The organism is Streptomyces sp. NPDC004788, assembly GCF_053601115.1.
On the sequence record NZ_JBSGBF010000032.1, the window covers coordinates 37,104 to 56,374 of the forward strand.

The following is a 19,271-nucleotide window of genomic DNA, read 5'->3' on the forward strand; positions in this document are numbered from 1 at the left end:
TCGGTGCGCGGGCGCTGGCCCGGGGAGCGGGTGAGGGGCCGCACAGCGCGGCCCCACACCCCAGGCGTCAGTCCGTCAGGGACCTTCGCGTCAGAAGCACTCGGCCTTGCCGCGGTGCAGCGACAGGTCGAGGTCGGGCAGCTTGAAGGTGCCGGCGGTGGTCGCCCACGCGGTCTGGTGGACGTCCGTCAGCTTGGCCTTCTCCGCGCGCTGGCCGAAGCCGTACGGGTTGGCCTTGGTGCCCGGCTGGATGCCCGGCTTGCCCGGAGCCTTGGGCAGCGCGCCCGCCGCGACGCCGATGTCGATGTTCTCGAACTCGGCGTTGGTCTTCAGCGAGGAGACATCCAGGTAGATGTTCTTCGCGTAGACCTTCTTCGCGTCGTCGTTGGCGCCCTCGGTACCGGCCTTCAGCACCAGCGTCACGTCGCCGACGAACGGGACGTTCGGCGTCACGACGGACTGGCACATGTTGGTGATCCAGGCCTCGGAGAAGCCGGACACGGCGACCGGGGCGGCGAAGTCCTTGCCCTCCAGGTCCTTGCCACCGTCGACGCTGCCGTACTGCACGAAGTCAGTGCCGACGAGGCTGTCGGCCTTCACCTTGAACTCCTGGCCGGAGATGCTGAAGGACGCGGCGAGCGCGCCCTGGGCCAGGCCGACACCGATGGCGGCCGTCGCGGCCACGCTCGGCACCATGACGACGGCGAACCGCTTCCATCTGGTCCCGCCACGAACCTGGGACTTCATGAGAATTCCTCCTTCTCGGACGTACATCTCCGGATGGGCCCAGGGCCCGTCCTGGGATGGGAGAAGTGCTACGTCCTCGGGAAGGAGAGCGCCGAGGGCTCAGGCGGCACGACGCGCGTCCGAATCACCGGCGATCACCCCCGAGCGACAACCACTGGCCACGCCGTGCGCGCGGCCGGATTGGACAGGCCCTGCCGGTCAGAGCAGGAACCCCCCTGTCCACGGCCGACGGCGGGGCCGCCGGCCCGCTCGGTGGGGACCCTCCGCCGCGCCGTTCGGCGGGTGTGCCGGGCTGGTGCGGTGTCGGACCGAGCGTGGCCGATCGTGGTCCATTACGGGCGCCCGCACAAGAGGGTTCGTTACTCGCTAGTAACGGCCTGATAACCAAGCGACGACGGGCTGGCGCCGTCCGGGCACACAGGGTGCCACCGGGTCACGCGACAAAGGGCGATGAGACCGGAGGAACTCGGACAGAATCCCGAGATCGATTTACTGCAAGTAACAGCGGCCGCGATTACCAAGTTTTGGTAAAGCGCGGCCGCCGAATGTCACTGTGTCGCCAAATCGTCCCCTTCCGGGGACGGAATGACGACCCCGAACGGCTAGAACAGGGCGCTCGCCAGGGCCTGCCGGGCCGAGACCACCCGCGGGTCCTCGGGGCCGATCACCTCGAAGAGCTCCAGGAGCCGGACCCGCACCGCGTCGCGGTCCTCGCCGAACGTGCGGCGCACGGTGTCGACGAGCCGCCCGAAGGCGTCCGTCACATGACCGCCCACCAGATCCAGGTCCGCGGCGGCGATCTGCGCGGCCACGTCGGCCGGGTTGTCGGCCGCGTTCTTGCGCACCTCGGCCGGGTTCATGTCCTGCACCCGCGCGAGCAGTTCGGCCTGGGCGAGACCGAGCTTGGCCTCCGGGTGCTCCGGGTCGTCCGCGAGCACGTTCTTGTACGCCTGGACCGCGCCCGCCATGTCACCCGCGTCGAGCGCGGACATGGCCGCTTCGAGCAGCGCGTCGTACGGGCCGGCCGGGCGCGCGGCCGGGCCGCCGTCCGCCGCCGCGTCCGCGTCGACCCGGAGCCCGGTGAGGCCGAAGCGCTCCTCGCCGACCTGGATCAGCTGGTCGAGGGTCTGCCGGATCTGGGCCTCGGGCGCCGCGCCCTGGAAGAGCGGCAGGGCCTGGCCGGCGACGACCGCGAAAACGGCCGGAATTCCCTGGATGCCGAACTGCTGCATCAGCATCTGGTTGGCGTCGACGTCGACCTTGGCGAGCAGGAAGCGGCCGTTGTACTCGACGGCGAGGCGCTCCAGGAGCGGGCCGAGCTGCTTGCAGGGCTCGCACCACTCGGCCCAGAAGTCGATGACGACCGGGACCTCGGCGGAGCGCTCGAGCACATCGCGCTCGAAGCCCGCCTCATCGACGTCGATCACCAGGGCGGAGGGGGCGACGGCCGGCGAACCGCCGTGCCGCGCCGCCTCGGCGCGCGCCTGCTCCGCCTTCGCCTTGGCCTCACCGGCCGCCTTCACCGCGGCGAGGTCGACGACGCCGCTCATGGACATGTTTCGGGGCTGCATGGCTACATCCTCCCCCTTCCGCGCACGTAACCGGTAAGTCATGGCCGAACCGTGCCGTCCGGGGCCGGACGGCACGGTTCACGTGTTCGTGTGCGCCGGGTCCCCACCCGGCGCGGTGGTTGTCGCGAGGTGACCGGGCGAGTGCCGCGGAGTCTTTCGCTACGGGTCGTAGCGTAAGGGGCGAGCCCGGAGCGCCGCAGCGGGAAGACGGGTGAACTGCCTCACATCACCGCCCCCTGGCGCAATACCTACTGACGGGTATGGTCGTCGTCCATGTCCCCCATGTGCCGCCGAACCAGCTCCCACAGCCGTACCGGACGCCCGCGCTCCGCCGAGGCCGGCACGGCCATCCTGGAGGCGACCCGGGCGGCCCTGGTGGACCTCGGCTGGTCCAAGCTGACCATGGGCGACGTCGCGACCCGCGCCGGGGTCGCCAAGACCACGCTGTACCGGCGCTGGGCCAACAAGAACGAACTCGTCGTCGACGCCGTCGCCGTCCTCTTCGACGAACTCGAACTCCCCGATCTGGGTTCCCTCCAGGCCGACATCGAACACGTCGTCCTGCAGTTCGCCGCGCTCCTCGAACGCCCCGAGACCAAGACCGCCCTCATGGCCGTGGTCGCCGAGTCCACCCGCGACGAGCCGCTGCGCGAGCGCATCCGCGCCTCCATCGTCGACCGCCAGAAGCGCCTCGTCCTCCAGGGCCGCCAGCGCGCCCAGGAGCGCGGCGAACTCCCGGGGGAGCGCGAGCCGGAGACCGTGGCCGCCCTCGACGACCTCATCTTCGACGTGGTCGCCGGCGCGGTGGTGCACCGCGCCCTGGTCAGCGCCGAGCCGGTCGACGGCCCCTGGGCGGCCCGTCTCTCCGCGCTGCTCCTCGGCGGCCTGGGCGCGGCGGCCGCGACGTAGCACCGAGGGGCCGGACGACCGAGGGGCGGTACGGGAACTCCCGTACCGCCCCTCGCGTCCGACAGGGTCCTAGAAGCCGGCCGGCTCCGTGTAGACGCCCCACTCGTCGCGCAGCACGTCGCAGATCTCGCCGAGCGTGGCCTCCGCCCGTACGGCGTCGAGCATCGGCGGGATCATGTTGGAGCCGTCCCGGGCCGCCGCCAGCATGGCGTCCAGGGAGGCGCGCACCTTCGCCTCGTCCCGCTTGCCCTTGCGGTCGCCGAGGACCCGGACCTGCTCCCACTCGACCTCGTGGCTGACCCGCAGGATCTCCAGGTCGCCGGTGACCGAGCCGTGGTGCACGTTGACGCCGACGACCCGCTTCTCGCCCTTCTCCAGGGCCTGCTGGTACTGGAAGGCGGACTCGGCGATCTCGCCGGTGAACCAGCCGTCCTCGATGCCGCGCAGGATGCCGGAGGTGATCGGACCGATCGGGTGCCGGCCGTCCGGGTGGGCGCGCAGACCGCGCTCCTTGATCTGCTCGAAGATCTTCTCGGCGTCGGCCTCGATCCGGTCGGTGAGCTGCTCGACGTACCAGGCGCCGCCCAGCGGGTCGGCCACGTTGGCCACGCCGGTCTCCTCCATCAGCACCTGCTGGGTGCGCAGCGCGATCTCGGCGGCCTGCTCGCTGGGGAGCGCGAGGGTCTCGTCGAGGGCGTTGGTGTGGAGGGAGTTGGTGCCGCCGAGGACGGCCGCGAGGGCCTCGACCGCGGTCCGCACGACGTTGTTGTACGGCTGCTGGGCGGTGAGCGAGACACCGGCGGTCTGGGTGTGGAAGCGGAGCCACTGCGCCTTGTCGGTCTTGGCGCCGTAGACCTCCTTCATCCAGCGGGCCCAGATCCGGCGGGCGGCGCGGAACTTGGCGATCTCCTCGAAGAAGTCGAGGTGCGCGTCGAAGAAGAAGGAGAGGCCGGGCGCGAAGACGTCGACGTCGAGGCCGCGGGAGAGGCCGAGCTCCACGTAGCCGAAGCCGTCGGCGAGGGTGTACGCGAGCTCCTGCGCGGCCGTCGCACCGGCCTCGCGGATGTGGTAGCCGGAGACCGAGAGCGGCTTGTACGCGGGGATGCCCGCCGCGCAGTGCTCCATCAGGTCGCCGATCAGGCGCAGGTGCGGCTCCGGCGGGAAGAGCCACTCCTTCTGGGCGATGTACTCCTTGAAGATGTCCGTCTGCAGCGTGCCGTTGAGGACGGCGGGGTCGACGCCCTGCCGCTCTGCGGCGACCAGGTACATGCAGAAGACGGGGACGGCCGGGCCGGAGATCGTCATCGATGTGGTGACGTCGCCGAGCGGGATGTCCTTGAAGAGGACCTCCATGTCGGCGGCGGAGTCGATGGCGACACCGCAGTGGCCGACCTCGCCGAGCGAGCGCGGGTCGTCGGAGTCGCGGCCCATCAGGGTCGGCATGTCGAAGGCGACCGAGAGTCCGCCGCCGCCGGCGGCCAGGATCATCTTGTAGCGCTCGTTGGTCTGCTCGGCGTTGCCGAAGCCGGCGAACTGGCGGATGGTCCAGGTGCGGCCGCGGTAGCCGGTCGGGTGCAGACCGCGGGTGAAGGGGTACTCGCCCGGCCAGCCGATGCGCTCGAACCCCTCGTAGGTGTCCCCGGGGCGCGGGCCGTAGACCGGCTCCACGGAGTCGCCGGAGAGCGTGGTGAAGTCGGCGTCGCGCTTGCGGGCCTTGTCGTAACGGGCCTGCCAGCGACGGCGGCCTTCCTCGATCGCGTCAGCGTCCATGCTTCGAATTTACTAGGACGTCCTAGTAAATGTCGATGGCAAAGCCCCGCACATATGTGCGGGGCTTCAGCGTCAGGCGTTGGCCGGGGCCGGCTGCGCGCCGCTGACCAGCGGAAGCGTCTCGGCGACGACCTTGCGCTCGACGAAGAACGCGGCCGTCGGAATCGTGCCCGACACCAGCACCCAGATGAGCTTGCCGAACGGCCACTTGGCCTTGGAGCCCAGGTCGAAGGCGAAGACGAGGTAGATGATGTAGAGGACGCCGTGGATCTGGGAGACCACGAGGGTCAGGTCCTTGCCGACGCCGAAGCCGTACTTGGCGACCATGCACGCGCAGAGGATGAGCAGCATGACGGCGGTCACGTAGGCCATGACGCGGTAGCGGGTCAGCACGCTGGATTTCATGGCATCGAGACTAACCGCCCGATCCGGGCGATCTTCGCGCGGGTGGGGCTCGCTCAGGACGCGTGACAGGGCCCGCTCAGAACGCGTGACAGGGCCCGGTCAGGACTCCTCGAAGTCGCCCGCCGCGACCCGCAGCGGCCGCAGCATCGCGAAGATCTCGGCGCACTCCTCCGCGTCGTACGCGCCGAGGCCGAACTCCATCCCCATCAGGTCGCGGGTCGCCGCCTCGACCACCTCGCGGCCCTTCTCGGTGATGGTGGCGAGGGTGCCGCGCCCGTCGTTCGGGTTGGGCCGCTTGGCGACCAGACCCGACTTCACCAGGCGGTCCACCGTGTTCGTGACGGACGTGGGGTGGACCATCAGCCGCTCGCCGATCTTGGACATCGGCAGCTCGCCGGCCTTGGAGAAGGTCAGCAGCACCAGCGCCTCGTACCGGGCGAAGGTCAGCCCGTACGGCTTGACCACGGCGTCGACCTCGGCCAGCAGGATCTGGTGGGCGCGCATGATCGAGGTGATCGCGGCCATCGAGGGGACCGGGCCCCAGCGCTTCTGCCACAGTTCGTCGGCGCGGGCGATGGGGTCGAAGGGGAGACTGAGCGGCTTCGGCACGCGTCGACCTTACCCATGGGTCATCTGGCGGTCAGCCGCGTCTCGCCTTTCGGTCGCCTCCGCCGCCGTCCGGGCCGTCGCGCGGACCTCCGCCACCAGCCAGAGGAGCACCGCGGTGCCGAGGACGCCGCTCCCGGCGACGACGGCGCGCACGGAGGCGAACTCGGCGGCGACGCCCGCGCCCGCCATGCCGATGCCCTGCGTGGTCATCATGCCCGCGGTCATCAGGGTCATCGCCCGCCCGCGCCGCCCGTCCGGCACGGCGGCGACGAACCAGGCGTCGAGTCCGAGGGTGTACGCACCGGTCGCACCGGCCAGGAACAGCGCGACGGCCGCGAGCGCGAGGCCGGGCCCGGCCGCGTACAGCAGGAACGGCAGCAGCCCGGTCGCCGCGAGCGGCAGCACGATCCGGGCCCGCGCCCCGGCGCTCAGGAACGCCCCGGCGGCCAGCTCGCCCGCGATCGTGCCGACCGGCAGCGCGCACATCAGCAGCCCGAGGGCGGCGGTCGAGAGCCCGATCTCGTCGGCGTAGGGCGCGGCGAGGGCCTCCGGCACGACGGCGAACAGCGGCGGCAGCCAGAACATCAGCATCAGGGCCCGCAGGTGCCGGTCGCGCAGCAGGCCGAAGGTGGCGCCGAGCCCTTCGCGCGGCCCGTCGGCGGCGCGGGCCGGGCGGCGGGCGGTGCCGAGGCGCAGCAGCAGCGCGGAGGCGAGGAAGGCCAGGGCGGTGATCACGAGGGCGCCGCGCGGCGGTACGACGGTGAGGAGCACCCCGCCGACCCCGAAGCCGGCGAGCATCGCGCTCTGCGCGACGATCCGCAGCAGCGACCGCCCGAGCACGAACAGATCGCCCTCGCCGAGGATGTCGGCGAGCGTCGCCGTCCGGGTGCCCGTGAAGACGGGGGACACGACGGCGATCACGGCCCGCAGCAGCAGGAGCCCGGCGACCGGGGTGACGGGCGCGACCATGAGCGCCACGCACCCGGCGCACACCAGGTCGCAGACGACGAGCACCCGGCGCGGCGGATACCGGTCGGCGGTCCCGGCGAGCAGGGTTCCGCCGAGGAGGCGGGGCAGGAAGCCGAGCGCGAAGGTGAGGGCGGACATCAGCGGAGAGCGGGTGAGGTCGTACACGAGCACGGTGAGCGCGAGCTCGCTGACGACGACGCCGAGGAGCGAGGTGAGATGGGCGGCGAAGACGAAGCGGAACTCGCGGACGGCGAAGACGGCGCGGTAGCCGGGAGCGGGGGCAGGGTCGAGGGCCGGAGCCGGAGCCGATGTCGGGTCCGGGTCCCGGGCCGGGGCCGGGGCCGGACCCGGGGCCAGGGCCGGGGCCGGGGTCTTTCGGGCAGCGGCGGGCGCGGGCGCGCTGTCGCGCGCCCGGCTGTCGTTCATGGGCATGACCGCAGCGTGCGGCCCGCGCCCGCCCACTCCTAGACTTTCGGCTCCAGCCGAATCCTGTCGCGCTTCCGGGGGTCCCGTGCCGTACCACCTGCACTTCGGCGAGGCCGATCCGCTGCGCATCCGGTTCGCGATCTCGCCGCTGTGGGAGACGCAGTGCGCGGTGCGGGTGCTGGCGCGGCCGGGGAAGCAGCGGTATCACCTGCCGTGGCTGCGGCGGGTCGCGGAGGCGGCGCGCGGGGTGGATCTCGGGCCGCTGCATCTGCTGATGCCGTCGCGCGGGCACAACCCGGACTTCCTCTATCCGCCGCCGATCGGGCCCGCGGCGACGTTCGAGGAGGAGATCGCGGCCGTACGGGCGACCGATCCGGCCCTCGTGGCGGATGATCTCGCCCGGGCGCTGGCCGAGACGCCCGGGGCGGAACGGACCCCGGCGGGGCGGCGGATGCTCTCGGATCCGGCCGGTTCCGTGCAGTGGCTGGCGGATCTGGTGGAACGGGCCTGGGAGGCGCTGGTGGCGCCCGACTGGCCGAGGCTGCGGGCACTGCTCGAAGCGGACGTGGCGTACCACTCGCGGCGGCTCGCCGAGGGTGGTCTGGAGCGGCTGCTCACGGAGCTGCATCCGGCGTTCGGGTGGGTGGAGGAGACGGCGACGCTGACGGTGGACTACCGCGGGCAGCACGTGCGGGCGCTCGACGGGCAGGGGCTGGTCCTGCTTCCGTCCGTGTTCACCTGGCCGGACGTGGTGAGCGGTTTCGATCCGCCGTGGCAGCCGACGGTCGCGTATCCGGCGCGGGGCATCGGCGGGCTGTGGACCGAGGCCCGGGAGCGCACGCCGGACGCGCTGGCGCGGCTGCTCGGGCGGGCCAGGGCGGACGTGCTGTGCGCGCTGGAGGAGCCGGCCGGGACCTCGGCGCTCGCGCACCGGCTCGGGCTCGCGCCCTCCTCGGTGTCGGCGCATCTGTCGGTGCTGCGCGGGGCCGGTCTGCTCACCTCGCGCCGCTACGGGCACCAGGTGCTGTACGAGCGGACGCCGCTGGGGATCGCGCTCGCGGTGTCGCAGCCGGACGCCGACTGACCGTTATGTCACGATGGCCCGGCCTGTCACCAGCCATCGTCCCGTAGCCCGAACCTGGGGGCCGGATGTCCCGCCGCCGTCACGTCGTCGTCCCCGTCCGCGTCGTCGTGCCCGCCCGCGTCGTCGTGCCCGCCCGCGTCTGCTCCCTCGCCCTGGCCGGCGCGCTGCTGCTCGCCGGCTGCGGCACGGGCTCCGGCGGGCCGGCCGCTCCGGTCGGCCCGCCCTCCGCGCACGGCGAGGCGGCGCCCCCGACCGGCGGCTCGCCGTTCTGGGTGGACCCGGACAGCGACGCGGCCCGGCAGGTGAAGGCGTACGAGGCGCAGGGCCGTACCGAGGACGCGAGGGTGCTGCGACGGATCTCGGAGCGGCCGGTCGCCGACTGGCCGGACGGCGCCGACCCCGTACCGGACGTGACCAAGGCGGTCCGGGGCGCGGCGCGCGACAAGCGCACCGTGGTCTTCGTCGCGTACAACATCCCGCACCGTGACTGCGGGAAGTACTCGGCGGGCGGGGCGCACGACGCCCAGGCGTACCGGAGCTGGGTGGACGCCTTCGCCGGGGCGATCGGGGACGCGCCGGCGGTGGTGATCCTGGAGCCGGACGCGGTGCCGCATATCGTGGACGGCTGCACCCCGGCCGAGTACCACGAGGAGCGGCTGCAGCTGCTCGCGGACGCGGTGGACCGGTTCAAGCGGCAGCCGCGCACCCGGGTCTATCTCGACGCCGGCAATCCGGCCTGGCTGCACACCCCGGACAAGCTGGTGGAGCCGCTGCGCCGGGCGGGCGTCGGGCGGGCCGACGGTTTCGCGCTGAACGTGTCGAACTTCCAGACCAACGACGTCGTCCGGGGCTTCGGCGCGGGTCTGTCGCGGCTGCTCGGCGGCGCCCACTTCACCATCGACACCAGCCGCAACGGCGACGGGCCGCTGCCCGGCGACCGTGCCGAGGGCTGGTGCAACCCGCCCGGCCGGGCCCTCGGCGTTCCGCCGACGGACCGGACCGGGGACGAGCTGGTCGACGCGTACCTGTGGATCAAGCGGCCCGGCGACTCGGACGGCACCTGCCGGGGCGGCCCGGCCGCGGGGACATGGTGGCCGGAGTACGCCCTCGGCCTGGCGCGCCGGGCCAAGGAGTGAGCCGACCGCTGCGCCGGGGGCCGGCCGGCCCCTGAGGCGGCCGGTCAGGACACCTGGATCCATTTCGCCTCGGACGGGATGCCGTCCCGGTCCGTCACGAACAGCATGTACCAGCCGGGCGGCACGAGGGTCCGGTCCTTCGGCACCTGCACGGTGACCGTGACGCCGTCCGGGTCCTTCGTCAGCCCCAGTTCCACCGAGCGCTGTTCGACGTCGGTGGTGTGGGTGACGGCGCTGGGACGCATCAGCCGGGCCTTGGCGATCCGGCCGGCGTCCTTGGTCTTGAAGGTGGCGCGGCCGTTCTGGTCGATTTCCCGCGGGCCTTCGCCGAGCGTCGGCCGGTCGGCGCCGGCCCGGTGCAGGGAGGGCGGGGTGAAGACCTCGATGCGCTGCTCGAAGGTGCCGAGCTTGGTGTTGTCGGCGTCGTCGAAGAGCGGGTCGGAGCCGAAGGTGGCGACCCGGCCGTCGGGCAGGAGCAGCGCCTCGGAGTGGTAGTTGCGGCCGACGGTCGGCTCGGCGGCCTCGCTGAAGGCGTTGCTCTTCGGGTCGTAGAACTGCGCCTTGAGGATGTCGCTGCCGCTGCGGCCGCGGTAGTCGCCCGAGCCGCCGCTGGTGAAGACGGTGTCGTCGGGCATGAGCACGCTGCTGAGGTAGCGGGTGCCCTGGGGCAGCCGGGGGCCGTCCTGGAAGACGGGGCTGTCCTGGGACAGGTCGATGATCGAGGTGCGGGCGGTGGAGGCGGGCGACTCGCCGACCCCGCCGCCGCCGAGGACCATCACCTTCTGGTGCTGCGCGGGCGGCAGCAGCAGGGAGGCGGAGGTCTCCAGCCGGTCGGGGTCGGTGAGCCCGGGGAGCTTGGTGAAGGAGTTCTTCTTCAGGTCCCACAGGCCCGGTTCGCGCCCCTTGTCGGCGGGGCCGTAGCCGGCGTTGGAGCCGGTGTAGAGGAGCTTGCCGCCCTTGGTGAGGAAGAGCGCGGGGTAGGTCGGGAAGTAGTGGAAGGGGCCCTTGGACCACTTCCTGGTGGCGGGGTCGTAGATCTCGTTGTCGCCGGGGACGACGTCGCCGACGTCGTTGAGGCCGGAGACGGCGAGCACCCTGCCGTCGTCGAGGGTGACGAGGGTGGGGTACCAGCGGGCGTCCTTCATGGGCGAGACCGGGATGTAGCGCTCGGCCTTCGGGTCGAACTCGTAGGCGGCCTTGATGCCCTGGAAGTCCTGCTTCTCGGTGGTGAGCTTCTGCGCGAGGCCGTAGACGTTGTCGGCGTCGTCGCCCTTGAGGCCGACGACCTCGTACTGCGCGGCCTCGGTGGTGAGCGCCTGCGGGCCCTCCTTGACGGCCTCGACGAAGACCCGTGCCTCGGCCGCGGTGACCTTGGTCTTCCACGGTTTCATCTGGCCGCTCTTGAAGTACGAGATCTCGAACTCGCGCTTCGCCTTGGGGACGGTGACGTCGAACTTCGACACGTACTCGACGCCGGACGGGGAACGGAAGACGGTGCCCTTCTTGAGGGTGACGGCCTTGTCGGGGCTCTCGTTCTTGACCCGCATGCCGCCGCCGGCCTTCTTGACCTCGCCGTCGAGGACCTCGTAGCGGGCGGTGCCGCCGGCGATGAGGAGGTGGCCGTTCGCGAGCTGGGTGTGGCCGGAGCAGAAGAAGTCCTCGGGGGTGGGGATCTTCTTGAAGGTGTTCTTGGCGGGATCCCAGAGGATGGTGTCGAAGGTGCCGGCGTCGAACTTCTTCTGGTTGTTGCCGGAGCCGGCGACGAGCAGCACCTTGCCGGTGTGCAGCAGGGCGGCGTGGATGGCGTTGATCCGGTACTGCGGGGGCACGTCGACGACGGCCCAGGAGCCGTACTTCTTCTGGTAGCCGGGCTGGGCGATCTTGTACGCGTGGTACTTCTCGGTCGCGAAGGAGACGGCGGCGGGGGCGTTGAGGGCCGCGAGGACGAGCACGGCGCCGCTGCCGAACAGGGTCTTCTTGAACTGCTTGGACGGCCGGTAGGCCATGGCTCAGTTCCCTCCGCTCGTCGTGGGCGCGGTGGTGGGGGCGGGTCCGGCCTTCGCGGGGGCCGGGGCGGTGACGACGGTGACCCGGCCGAGGCCCTCGGCGGCGTCCGCACGGCCGCGGGCGCGGGCCCGGGCCCGGGCGGCGGTGCGGAGCTCGTCGCGGACCCGGTTCCGGTGGCGGGCGCGCAGGCTCGTGAAGGTCCAGACGGCGAGCGGGGCGAGCGCGATGAGCAGGGCGAGGACGGCCCAGGTGCGCATGGCCGCGTGGGTGTGGCCGTAGTGGACGGAGGCGGCGAGGGAGGCGACGAGCACGGCCGCCCAGTAGAGGTGGATGCGGAAGGTGAGGACGCGGTCGGGGCTGGCCTCGCCGCCCTTGGGGGTGACGACGAAGCGGCCGCGGGTGCGGAGCAGCGCCGAGCCGAGGGACTTGAGGTAGATCGGCGCGCAGAGCGCGGACATCGCCATGCCGGCGAGGCCGCCGGAGCCCTCGGGTTCGTGCGGCGAGACGTTGTGGCGCCGGTTCCACAGGTAGAGGCCGATCTGGAGGGCGACGGCGTCGCTGTAGATCATCAGCCAGACCGAGGAGGAGACCTGGGTGCCGGAGGCGCCGATCCAGAGGAAGAGGACGCAGGAGAGGATGCCGAGGAGCCAGTTGACGGCCGTCATCGGGTAGTAGACGAGCATCAGCGTGTAGTTGAGGAGCCGGCCGGGCGGGGTGCGGAAGGGCGCCTTCCAGTACTGCCTGAGGAGCGTCTCGTACGTGCCGCGCGACCAGCGCAGCTGCTGGGTGAAGAAGTCCGTCCAGGAGGCGGGCCCCTCCCCCACGGCGAGCACGTCGGGCGTGTAGACGGAGCGCCAGTGGCGGCCGGTCGCCGGGTTCTTCCTGCGGTGCAGTTCGAAGCCGGTGGCCATGTCCTCGGTGATGGAGTCGACGAGGCCGCCGATCTGCTTGAGGGCGGCGATCCGCACGATGTTGTTGGTGCCGACGAACATGGGGGCGCGGTAGCGGTTGCCGGCCCGCTGGATCAGCGCGTGGAAGAGGAACTGCTGCGACTCGGCGGCCTTGGTGACGGCGGTGGTGTAGTTGCCGTAGACCTGCGGGCCGACGACGAAGGCGACGTCGGGGTCGCGGAAGAAGCCGAGCATCCGTTCCAGGAAGTTCGGCAGCGGCACGTGGTCGGTGTCGACGGAGGCGAAGAACTCGTAGGCGTCGCCGTGCAGGGCGAGCCAGGCGTTGTAGTTGCCGTGCTTGGTACGCGCCTTGTGGACGCCCTTCCTGCGGTTCCACTCGGGGACGCCGGCCCGGGTGAAGTGGCGGACGCCGAGCTCCTCGCACAGGGCCTTGGCGGCGGCGTCGTCGCCCTCGTCGAGCAGCCACACGTCGAGCGGCCCGTCGTGCCGCAGCCGGACCGCGGCTTCGAGGGTGGCCCGGACCATGGAGAGCGGTTCCTTGCCGGGCACGTACGTGGTGAGGAAGGCGACCCGGGTGCCGGGTTCGGCGCGCACGGGTATGGGGTCGCGGGCGACGAGGGTGGCGTGGGCGATCGACGTGACGTTCACCAGCATGAAGAAGCAGATGAGCCCGATCGAGACCAGCATCACGGTGTCGTACGGGACGCGCCAGACGTCGTCGCCCTCGCGGACGGTCCAGTGGCTCGGCCAGACGAGGTACACCAGGAGCAGCGCGGAGAGCAGGGGCGCGAGGCCCATGAGGAGGACGGCTCGTATTCGGTGCGGTTCCTTCGAGAGCAGGCTTCGGTACCGCACCCGGTAGCCCCCGGCCGCCGGGTCCGGGTCGGGGTCCGTGAGGGGACCGGCGAGTCGGCTGTAGGTGTCGTAGTCGTAGCCTCCCGGCCGCACGGTGCCTCCAGCTGGTGTCGAACGGGTCGATAGCCCCACGAAAAGGGACGTACATCGGCGTGTCGACTGGAAGCGTCCGAGTGAGCGGTTTTACGGAAGTCGACCCTTTCGGCGCAGTGCGAGGCGGACGGCCTTCTGGGCGACCGGTCCGAGGCCGTCGAGCGCGGCCACGAGGGTGCCCAGGTGTTCGAGCGTGTCGAGCGCGGCTCCGGCACCGGCCGGGTCGACCCCTTCGTACAGTTCGAGCCCGACGAAGGAGGCGGCGACCGCGCGGGCGAGGCCGGCCGGGTCGACGACGCCGTCGAGCGGGCCGCCGGCGAGCACCCGCCGCAGCACCTGCTCGATCTCCGTGATCCACAGGTCGAGCCCGGCGGCCGTGGCGGGCCCGAGCCGGGGATGCGTCTGCGCGCCGGCGAGCAGCTGCCCGAGCACGGCGACCTGTCCGGCGGCCCGCTCCTCGACGTGCATCTCGCGGGCGAAGGCGAGGAGTTCGGAAAGGCTTCCGACATCACCGAGCCGTTCCCGGTACTGCGCGACCCGCTGCTCGGCGCCGTACCGGCAGGCGGCGGCGAGGAGTTCGTCCACCGACCCGAAGTGGTAGAAGACCAGCGCCTGGTTGACCCCCGCGGCCGTCGCAACCGACCGTGCCGACGTCTTGGCGATGCCCTGCTCGACGAGGACCTGAAGGGCGCCTTCCAGCAGCTTGCGGCGGGTCTCCTCGGTGCTCACGCGCGGGCCTCCTCGCGTACGGGGCGGAGCCCCGGGCGGACGCCGCAGGAGCGCACGGACGCGTACGAGGCGGTGAAGGAGCCCTCGTACCCGAACAGCGGTCCGACGTACGGGTTGACCACCCGGACCCGGATGCGGAACCGGCCGGTGCGCTCGTCGAAGGACTCGCGCACCTCGGCGTCGGCGCCGACGAGCGCGGGCACGCGGACGTCCACCGGGCCCTCGCGGAAGCGGTGTTCGCCGGAGCGGATGAGCAGCGATCCGTCGGGCTCGGCGGACAGGCGCAGTTCGCTGGCGAGGTGCTGGTGGGTGCCGAGGTAGTCGAGCACGGTGCCGGGCGCCGGGCCGGCCACCATCGTGGCGTCGAAGCGGCGCGGCCCGCCGGGGAGGCGGAAGGTCCGTACGAAGGTGACGGTCTCGCGGCCGTACGAGTCGAGGTACGGCACGTTCTCGATGGTGAAGGGCACGTCGCGGCCGGCGTGCGGGAGCAGGATGTTGCGGGTGGAGCCGAGCGCGAGGAACGGGCGGACGAGATGCCGTGTGAGCCCCCGGCCGTGCCAGATCCGGTCCATGACGCCGCGTCCGACGCAGAGTTCACCGCTCGCGAGGCCGACGGAGAAGCGCCGCCGGAGCTCGGGGTGCAGGCGGGCGAAGGCGTCCTCGCCCATGGCGGTGCGGAAGATCGAGCTCGGATTCGGACTCGGGCCCGGGTTCGAACCCGCACTCGCACTCGGGCTCGGGCTCGGGCTCGGGCTCGGGCTCGGATTGTCGGTTCTCACGGCTTCTCCGGTTTCTCCGGTGGGGTGCGCAGACAACGGCGGGCGGCCGGGGTGCGCGGTGACGGCGGTACGAGGAGGGCGGCGGCGCAGGCGAGGGCCAGGGCCGCGGGGTGGACGGCGGCGCCGAGGACCGTCAGTAGGGCGCGGGCGGCGAGTTCGAGCTGCCAGTGGGTGCGGGCGCGCTCGGGTGTGATGCCGTGCTCGCACCACAGGCGCAGCCGGTCGAAGGACCAGGCGGTGGCCCAGCCCATGAGGGGCCGGAAGACGAGCCGGTCGGCGAGCCGGCCGAAGCGTCCCCAGCGGGGCCGGTAGTCGTAGCCGGTCAGGAACCGGATTCCGTCGGCGCCGTCCGGTTGCGGGACGTACCGCCAGTACCCGCTCCCCTCGGCGAGGAGGGAGAGCGGGTCCGGCGAGGCGAACCGCAGCGAGGAGACCCGCTCGCCGCCGGCCCGGTGGCGCTCCCCCGCGGAGACACCGGTGCCGGCGACGACCAGGAAGGGCAGCACGCGCACGGCGTACCGGAAGCGCCGCGGCTCGCCCTCGGCCTCGGCGCCGGGCTCCCCGGGCAGGTAGGTGATCTCGGTGAACCGCAGATCCCACCGCTCGTGCTGCGCCGGATCCTGGGTCCGCTCCCAGAGCGTCTCCAGACCGGCGCGCACGCGCGCCTCGACGTAGAGCCCCAAGGCTCCGCCCCCTCCCCCGTTTTGAGCGACCGCTCAAGAGGAGGTTACCTCAGCGTTGAGCACTCGCTCAAGACCGGGTCGCCCTGGCGAGCGAGTCGACGAACGCGGTGATGAGCCGGGCGAATTCGGTGCGGTCGGAGTCCGGCCAGTCGGCCATCACCCGCGCGAAGACCTGCCGCCGGAAGCGGTGGGTGCGGTCGACCTGCTCCTGCCCGGCGGCGGTGAGGCTCAGCAGCGTCCGCCGCGCGTCGGCGGGATCCGCCGCCCGCTCGACCCACCCCTCGTCGACGGCCTTGACCACGAGCCGGCTGGCCCGCGGCTGGTCGACCCCGAGGGCCGTCGCCACGTCACCGACGGAGCAGGCGCCGTCGCGGCCCTCGACGGCGTCGAGGACACCGAACAGCGTGGGGTCGACCGCGCCGCCCCCGTCGGGCGACGCGAGCCGGCCGAGCTGACGGCGGGTCTGACTGCGGCGGATGGCCACCATGGCGCGCTCGACGGCGGTCAGCGCTTCTTCTTGATCCCTGTCGGACATGCATGCTAGTTTACAACTGTTGTCAGATGACATACATCAGGGGGAACCATCATGACCACGCCCGACGCCATGCCCGAAGCCATGCCCGACGTCCGCAAGGAGCGCCCGCTCGGCTACTGGCTGCGCCACATCGACGGCACGCTCGAAGACACCATGGGCCGCCTCTTCGCCGCCGACGGCCTCACCCGCCGCGGCTGGCAGGTCCTCAACACCCTGTCCTACGAGCCGATCGCCCTGCCCGACGTCGACGCGGCCATGGCCGCCTTCCTGACGGCCGACGAGCCCACCATGCGCCCGTACGTCGACGAGTTCGTCGCCCGCGGCTGGGCGCACCGCGCGGACGACGAGCTCATATCCCTCACGGCTGAGGGCCGCGCGGGCCACCGGCGCGTCGCGGAGAAGACCCGCACCTTCCGGACCCGGGTGGTGGAGTGCCTGGCACCCGAGGAGCACGCGGCCCTGATGGAGCTGCTCCAGCGGGTGGCGGGGCACCTGGACGCGCTGGCGGCGGAGGTCGCCTAGGACACAGTCGCCGACGCCTCGCGCACGGTGACGTTCGCGTGGCTCTCCTGGAAGCTCTGGTCGGAGACGAGGGTGAGGCGGGCCGTGGACTGGAACTCCGGGAGGGTGGTGGAGCCGCAGGAGACCATGGTGGTCTTGAGCTTGGCGACGGTCAGGGCGAGGCCCTCGTTGAGGTCGCCGGCGTAGGGGACGTAGCCGTCGACGCCCTCCTCGAAGAGCAGTCCCTGGCCTCCCTGGCCGTAGCGCTGCCAGTTGCGCGCGCGGTTGGAGCCCTCGCCCCAGTACTCCTTCACGAAGCCGTCGCGGGTCGGCAGCTTCGCGCCGGCCGCCTGGTCGAAGCGGGCGAAGTAGCGGCCCATCATGACGAAGTCGGCGCCCATGGCCAGCGCGAGCGCCACGTGGTAGTCGTGCACGAGGCCGCCGTCGGAGCAGATCGGCACGTACGCGCCGGTGCGCTCGCGGAAGGCGTCCCGGGCCGCCGCGACGTCGAGGACGGCGCTGGCCTGGCCGCGCCCGATGCCCTTCTGGTCGCGCGTGATGCAGATGGAGCCACCGCCGACGCCGACCTTGACGAAGTCGGCGCCCGCCTCGGCGAGGAAGGTGAAGGCCTCGCCGTCGACGACGTTGCCGCCGCCGACCGGGATCTCCGGGTAGTGCTTCTTCACCCAGGTCAGGGCCTGGGCCTGCCAGTCGCTGTAGCCGTCGGAGGAGTCGAAGCAGAGCGCGTCCACGCCCGCTTCGAGCAGGGCCGGGACGCGCTCCTGGTAGTCGTGGGTGTTGATGCCCGCGCCCACCCGCAGCCGCTTGGCGGAGTCGACGAGCTGATGGGGGAAGCGCTTGTTGTCCGTGTAGTCGGAGCGGAACACCAGATGCTGCAGGTGCCCCTCGGCGTCGAGGACCGGGAGGCAGTCGAGGCGCTCGTCCCAGAGCCGCGCGTTGGCCTCGGAGAGGGTGATGTCGGGCCTGGCGTGGGCCAGGTCGGCGACGGCGGTCATCCGGCCGCTGACCGGTGCGTCCAGGTCATGGCGCTGGGGGTGGAAGTCCCGGGAGGTGACCAGGCCGAGCAGCCGGCCGGTGGCGGTCCCGTCGTGGGTGACCGCGGCGGTGTTGTGGCCGGTGCGGCGCATGACCTCGGCCAGGGCGCCCAGGCTGTCGTCGGGGCGCACGTTGGTGTCGCTGGTGACGAATCCGGCCTTGAAGTTCTTCACCTGGCGGACCGCCGCCGCCTGGTCCCCGATCGGCTGGTTGTGGTGCACGAAGCTGAGCCCGCCGCTGCGCGCGAGCGCGATCGCCAGCTCGGGCGTGCTGACGGCCTGCATGATCGCCGACGTGAACGGGGACTGCAGCTCGATCGCCGACGCCTCGCCCACCGGGTGCCGCACCAGGGGCGTGCGCAGGTCGACGGTCGCGGCCGAGCAGTCGGTCCGAGTCCGGTTCGGCAGGAGCAGGAACTCGTTGAACGTCCGCGAGACCTCGGCGATGATCTGTGCCACTGTTCCTCCTGGCCCGTCGGCCGGGGCCGACTGCCCCGCGCCGTGAGGACCGCCCCCCCCGTGTCCCGGGGCCCGGGCAGGCAGAGATCGGCACGGCAGCCGTGGAGTTGCCACGCACCGCGGCAGAGCCCTGACCGGCCCACGGATCGAACGAGGGTGCGGTCGTTGACCGAGGACCCTATCGATCAAGACGGCCGCAGCGCGAATCGGGCCGCCGGCCGGGTCAAGCCCGTCCCGGCTTGGCCCGGCTTGGCCCGGCCCGGCTGGGCCCGGCTTGGCCCGGCTCGGCCCGGCCCGGCCCGGCCTGCCGGGGAAGAAGTGGCGGCCGTCAGTCGGCCAGGTGGCGCTCCACCGTCGCGACCTTCGACGTCAGGCCGTCCGTGACGCCCGGGCGGATGTCGGCCTTGAGGACGAGGGAGACGCGGGGCGCACGGGCCTCCACCGCGGCTACGGCGCGCTTCACGACGTCCATGACCTCGTCCCACGTCTCGCCCTCGATGGACGTGAACATGGCATCGGTACGGTTCGGGAGGCCGGATTCGCGCACGACGCGGACGGCGTCGGCGACGTATTCGCCGACGTCCTCGCCGACGCCGAGCGGGGTGACCGAGAAGGCGACGATCATGCGTTCACGACCCCCTCGCGGCGGGCGCGGGAGGCGATGACCGCGTCCTCGGCCTCGCGCTTGAGCCGGCGCTCGGCGACGAAACCGCCGAAGGGCAGGACGGAGAGGACGAAGTAGAGGGCCGCCGTCTTGAAGGCCCACTTGGTGCGGTTCCAGGCGTCCAGCCAGAAGAGCACGTAGAGGATGAACAGCACGCCGTGGACCATGCCCATGACCGGCACCGCGTCGAAGCTCGTCGTCCGCTTCAGCACCGAGCAGACCAGGAGCAGCAGGAACGAGACGGCCTCCGGCGCGGAGACGAGCCGGAGCCGGTGCAGTGAGGATGCGGTCTTGATGTCCACGACAGGGGTCACCTTCGTTCGATCTTGTGAACGGATGCACAAGGGCCGTTCCATTGTGCATGGCGACTTTGC

General features: G+C 72.0%; 19 protein-coding genes. 4 read left to right on the forward strand and 15 right to left on the reverse strand.

The annotated features are described in order from the left end of the window. Window positions 1–90: 90 nt before the first annotated feature. Together ACWEJX_RS16615 and ACWEJX_RS16620 are read right to left on the reverse strand one after the other, a co-directional pair. On the reverse strand, window positions 91–747 hold the full coding sequence (locus tag ACWEJX_RS16615; RefSeq protein ID WP_451608157.1) for a DUF6230 family protein: 657 nt from the start codon (window positions 745–747) through the stop codon (window positions 91–93). Between the two features lie 602 nt (window positions 748–1,349). Beyond that, window positions 1,350–2,318, reverse strand: coding sequence for a tetratricopeptide repeat protein (locus tag ACWEJX_RS16620; protein ID WP_403791955.1), 969 nt, complete (start codon window positions 2,316–2,318; stop codon window positions 1,350–1,352). A gap of 273 nt (window positions 2,319–2,591) precedes the next feature. Here ACWEJX_RS16620 and ACWEJX_RS16625 point away from each other — a divergent pair, with 273 nt between their 5' ends. Continuing rightward, window positions 2,592–3,227, forward strand: a complete 636-nt coding sequence (locus ACWEJX_RS16625) for a TetR/AcrR family transcriptional regulator (RefSeq protein WP_451608158.1) — start codon at window positions 2,592–2,594, stop codon at window positions 3,225–3,227. A gap of 69 nt (window positions 3,228–3,296) precedes the next feature. On the opposite strand, the gene ACWEJX_RS16630 is transcribed toward ACWEJX_RS16625, so the two are convergent. From ACWEJX_RS16630 to ACWEJX_RS16645, 4 genes are all read right to left on the reverse strand, one after another. After that, window positions 3,297–4,997 (reverse strand): acyl-CoA mutase large subunit family protein, encoded by a 1,701-nt coding sequence (locus ACWEJX_RS16630; protein ID WP_451608159.1) that lies wholly within the window; start codon window positions 4,995–4,997, stop codon window positions 3,297–3,299. A gap of 72 nt (window positions 4,998–5,069) precedes the next feature. Continuing rightward, complete coding sequence (locus ACWEJX_RS16635) at window positions 5,070–5,402, reverse strand: DUF3817 domain-containing protein (protein ID WP_451608160.1); 333 nt, start codon at window positions 5,400–5,402, stop codon at window positions 5,070–5,072. A 99-nt stretch (window positions 5,403–5,501) separates the two neighbouring features. Continuing rightward, entirely contained in the window at window positions 5,502–6,011 is a 510-nt protein-coding gene (locus ACWEJX_RS16640) for a MarR family winged helix-turn-helix transcriptional regulator (protein WP_451608161.1), read from the reverse strand. Window positions 6,012–6,020: 9 nt separating this feature from the next. Continuing rightward, the gene (locus tag ACWEJX_RS16645) at window positions 6,021–7,412 is read right to left on the reverse strand and encodes an MFS transporter (RefSeq protein ID WP_451608162.1); all 1,392 of its coding nucleotides are present in this window, start codon (window positions 7,410–7,412) and stop codon (window positions 6,021–6,023) included. 79 nt (window positions 7,413–7,491) lie between these two features. Between ACWEJX_RS16645 and ACWEJX_RS16650 the strand changes: the two genes are divergently transcribed. Both ACWEJX_RS16650 and ACWEJX_RS16655 read left to right on the forward strand, forming a co-directional pair. Beyond that, window positions 7,492–8,490 carry a DUF5937 family protein gene (locus ACWEJX_RS16650; RefSeq protein ID WP_451608163.1) on the forward strand — a complete coding sequence of 333 codons (999 nt, stop codon included), beginning with the start codon at window positions 7,492–7,494 and terminating at the stop codon, window positions 8,488–8,490. Window positions 8,491–8,555: 65 nt separating this feature from the next. Beyond that, entirely contained in the window at window positions 8,556–9,626 is a 1,071-nt protein-coding gene (locus tag ACWEJX_RS16655; protein ID WP_451608164.1) for a glycoside hydrolase family 6 protein, read from the forward strand. Between the two features lie 44 nt (window positions 9,627–9,670). On the opposite strand, the gene ACWEJX_RS16660 is transcribed toward ACWEJX_RS16655, so the two are convergent. The 6 genes from ACWEJX_RS16660 to ACWEJX_RS16685 all read right to left on the reverse strand — a co-directional run bounded on the left by ACWEJX_RS16660 (window position 9,671) and on the right by ACWEJX_RS16685 (window position 16,218). Continuing rightward, window positions 9,671–11,632: a galactose oxidase-like domain-containing protein gene (locus tag ACWEJX_RS16660; protein ID WP_451608165.1), complete on the reverse strand. Its 1,962-nt coding sequence runs from the start codon at window positions 11,630–11,632 to the stop codon at window positions 9,671–9,673. 3 nt (window positions 11,633–11,635) lie between these two features. Further along, window positions 11,636–13,492: a glycosyltransferase family 2 protein gene (locus ACWEJX_RS16665; RefSeq protein WP_451608166.1), complete on the reverse strand. Its 1,857-nt coding sequence runs from the start codon at window positions 13,490–13,492 to the stop codon at window positions 11,636–11,638. A gap of 90 nt (window positions 13,493–13,582) precedes the next feature. Next, entirely contained in the window at window positions 13,583–14,221 is a 639-nt protein-coding gene (locus ACWEJX_RS16670) for a TetR/AcrR family transcriptional regulator (protein WP_451608167.1), read from the reverse strand. Continuing rightward, complete coding sequence (locus ACWEJX_RS16675) at window positions 14,218–14,889, reverse strand: DUF4166 domain-containing protein (protein WP_451608168.1); 672 nt, start codon at window positions 14,887–14,889, stop codon at window positions 14,218–14,220. Before ACWEJX_RS16675 ends, ACWEJX_RS16670 begins: the two co-directional genes overlap by 4 nt. Window positions 14,890–14,996: 107 nt before the next feature. Further along, window positions 14,997–15,683 (reverse strand): hypothetical protein, encoded by a 687-nt coding sequence (locus ACWEJX_RS16680; protein WP_451608169.1) that lies wholly within the window; start codon window positions 15,681–15,683, stop codon window positions 14,997–14,999. 67 nt (window positions 15,684–15,750) lie between these two features. Then, on the reverse strand, window positions 15,751–16,218 hold the full coding sequence (locus ACWEJX_RS16685; protein ID WP_451608170.1) for a MarR family winged helix-turn-helix transcriptional regulator: 468 nt from the start codon (window positions 16,216–16,218) through the stop codon (window positions 15,751–15,753). A gap of 51 nt (window positions 16,219–16,269) precedes the next feature. Here ACWEJX_RS16685 and ACWEJX_RS16690 point away from each other — a divergent pair, with 51 nt between their 5' ends. Continuing rightward, window positions 16,270–16,740 carry a MarR family winged helix-turn-helix transcriptional regulator gene (locus ACWEJX_RS16690; protein ID WP_451608171.1) on the forward strand — a complete coding sequence of 157 codons (471 nt, stop codon included), beginning with the start codon at window positions 16,270–16,272 and terminating at the stop codon, window positions 16,738–16,740. On the opposite strand, the gene ACWEJX_RS16695 is transcribed toward ACWEJX_RS16690, so the two are convergent. The 3 genes from ACWEJX_RS16695 to ACWEJX_RS16705 form a co-directional block, all read right to left on the reverse strand. After that, the gene (locus ACWEJX_RS16695) at window positions 16,737–18,233 is read right to left on the reverse strand and encodes an IMP dehydrogenase (protein WP_451608172.1); all 1,497 of its coding nucleotides are present in this window, start codon (window positions 18,231–18,233) and stop codon (window positions 16,737–16,739) included. The genes ACWEJX_RS16690 and ACWEJX_RS16695 overlap by 4 nt on opposite strands. A gap of 328 nt (window positions 18,234–18,561) precedes the next feature. Beyond that, on the reverse strand, window positions 18,562–18,858 hold the full coding sequence (locus tag ACWEJX_RS16700; protein ID WP_451608173.1) for an MTH1187 family thiamine-binding protein: 297 nt from the start codon (window positions 18,856–18,858) through the stop codon (window positions 18,562–18,564). Further along, entirely contained in the window at window positions 18,855–19,199 is a 345-nt protein-coding gene (locus ACWEJX_RS16705; protein ID WP_451608174.1) for a DUF3817 domain-containing protein, read from the reverse strand. The genes ACWEJX_RS16700 and ACWEJX_RS16705 overlap by 4 nt, the downstream gene beginning before the upstream one ends. Window positions 19,200–19,271: the final 72 nt, after the last annotated feature.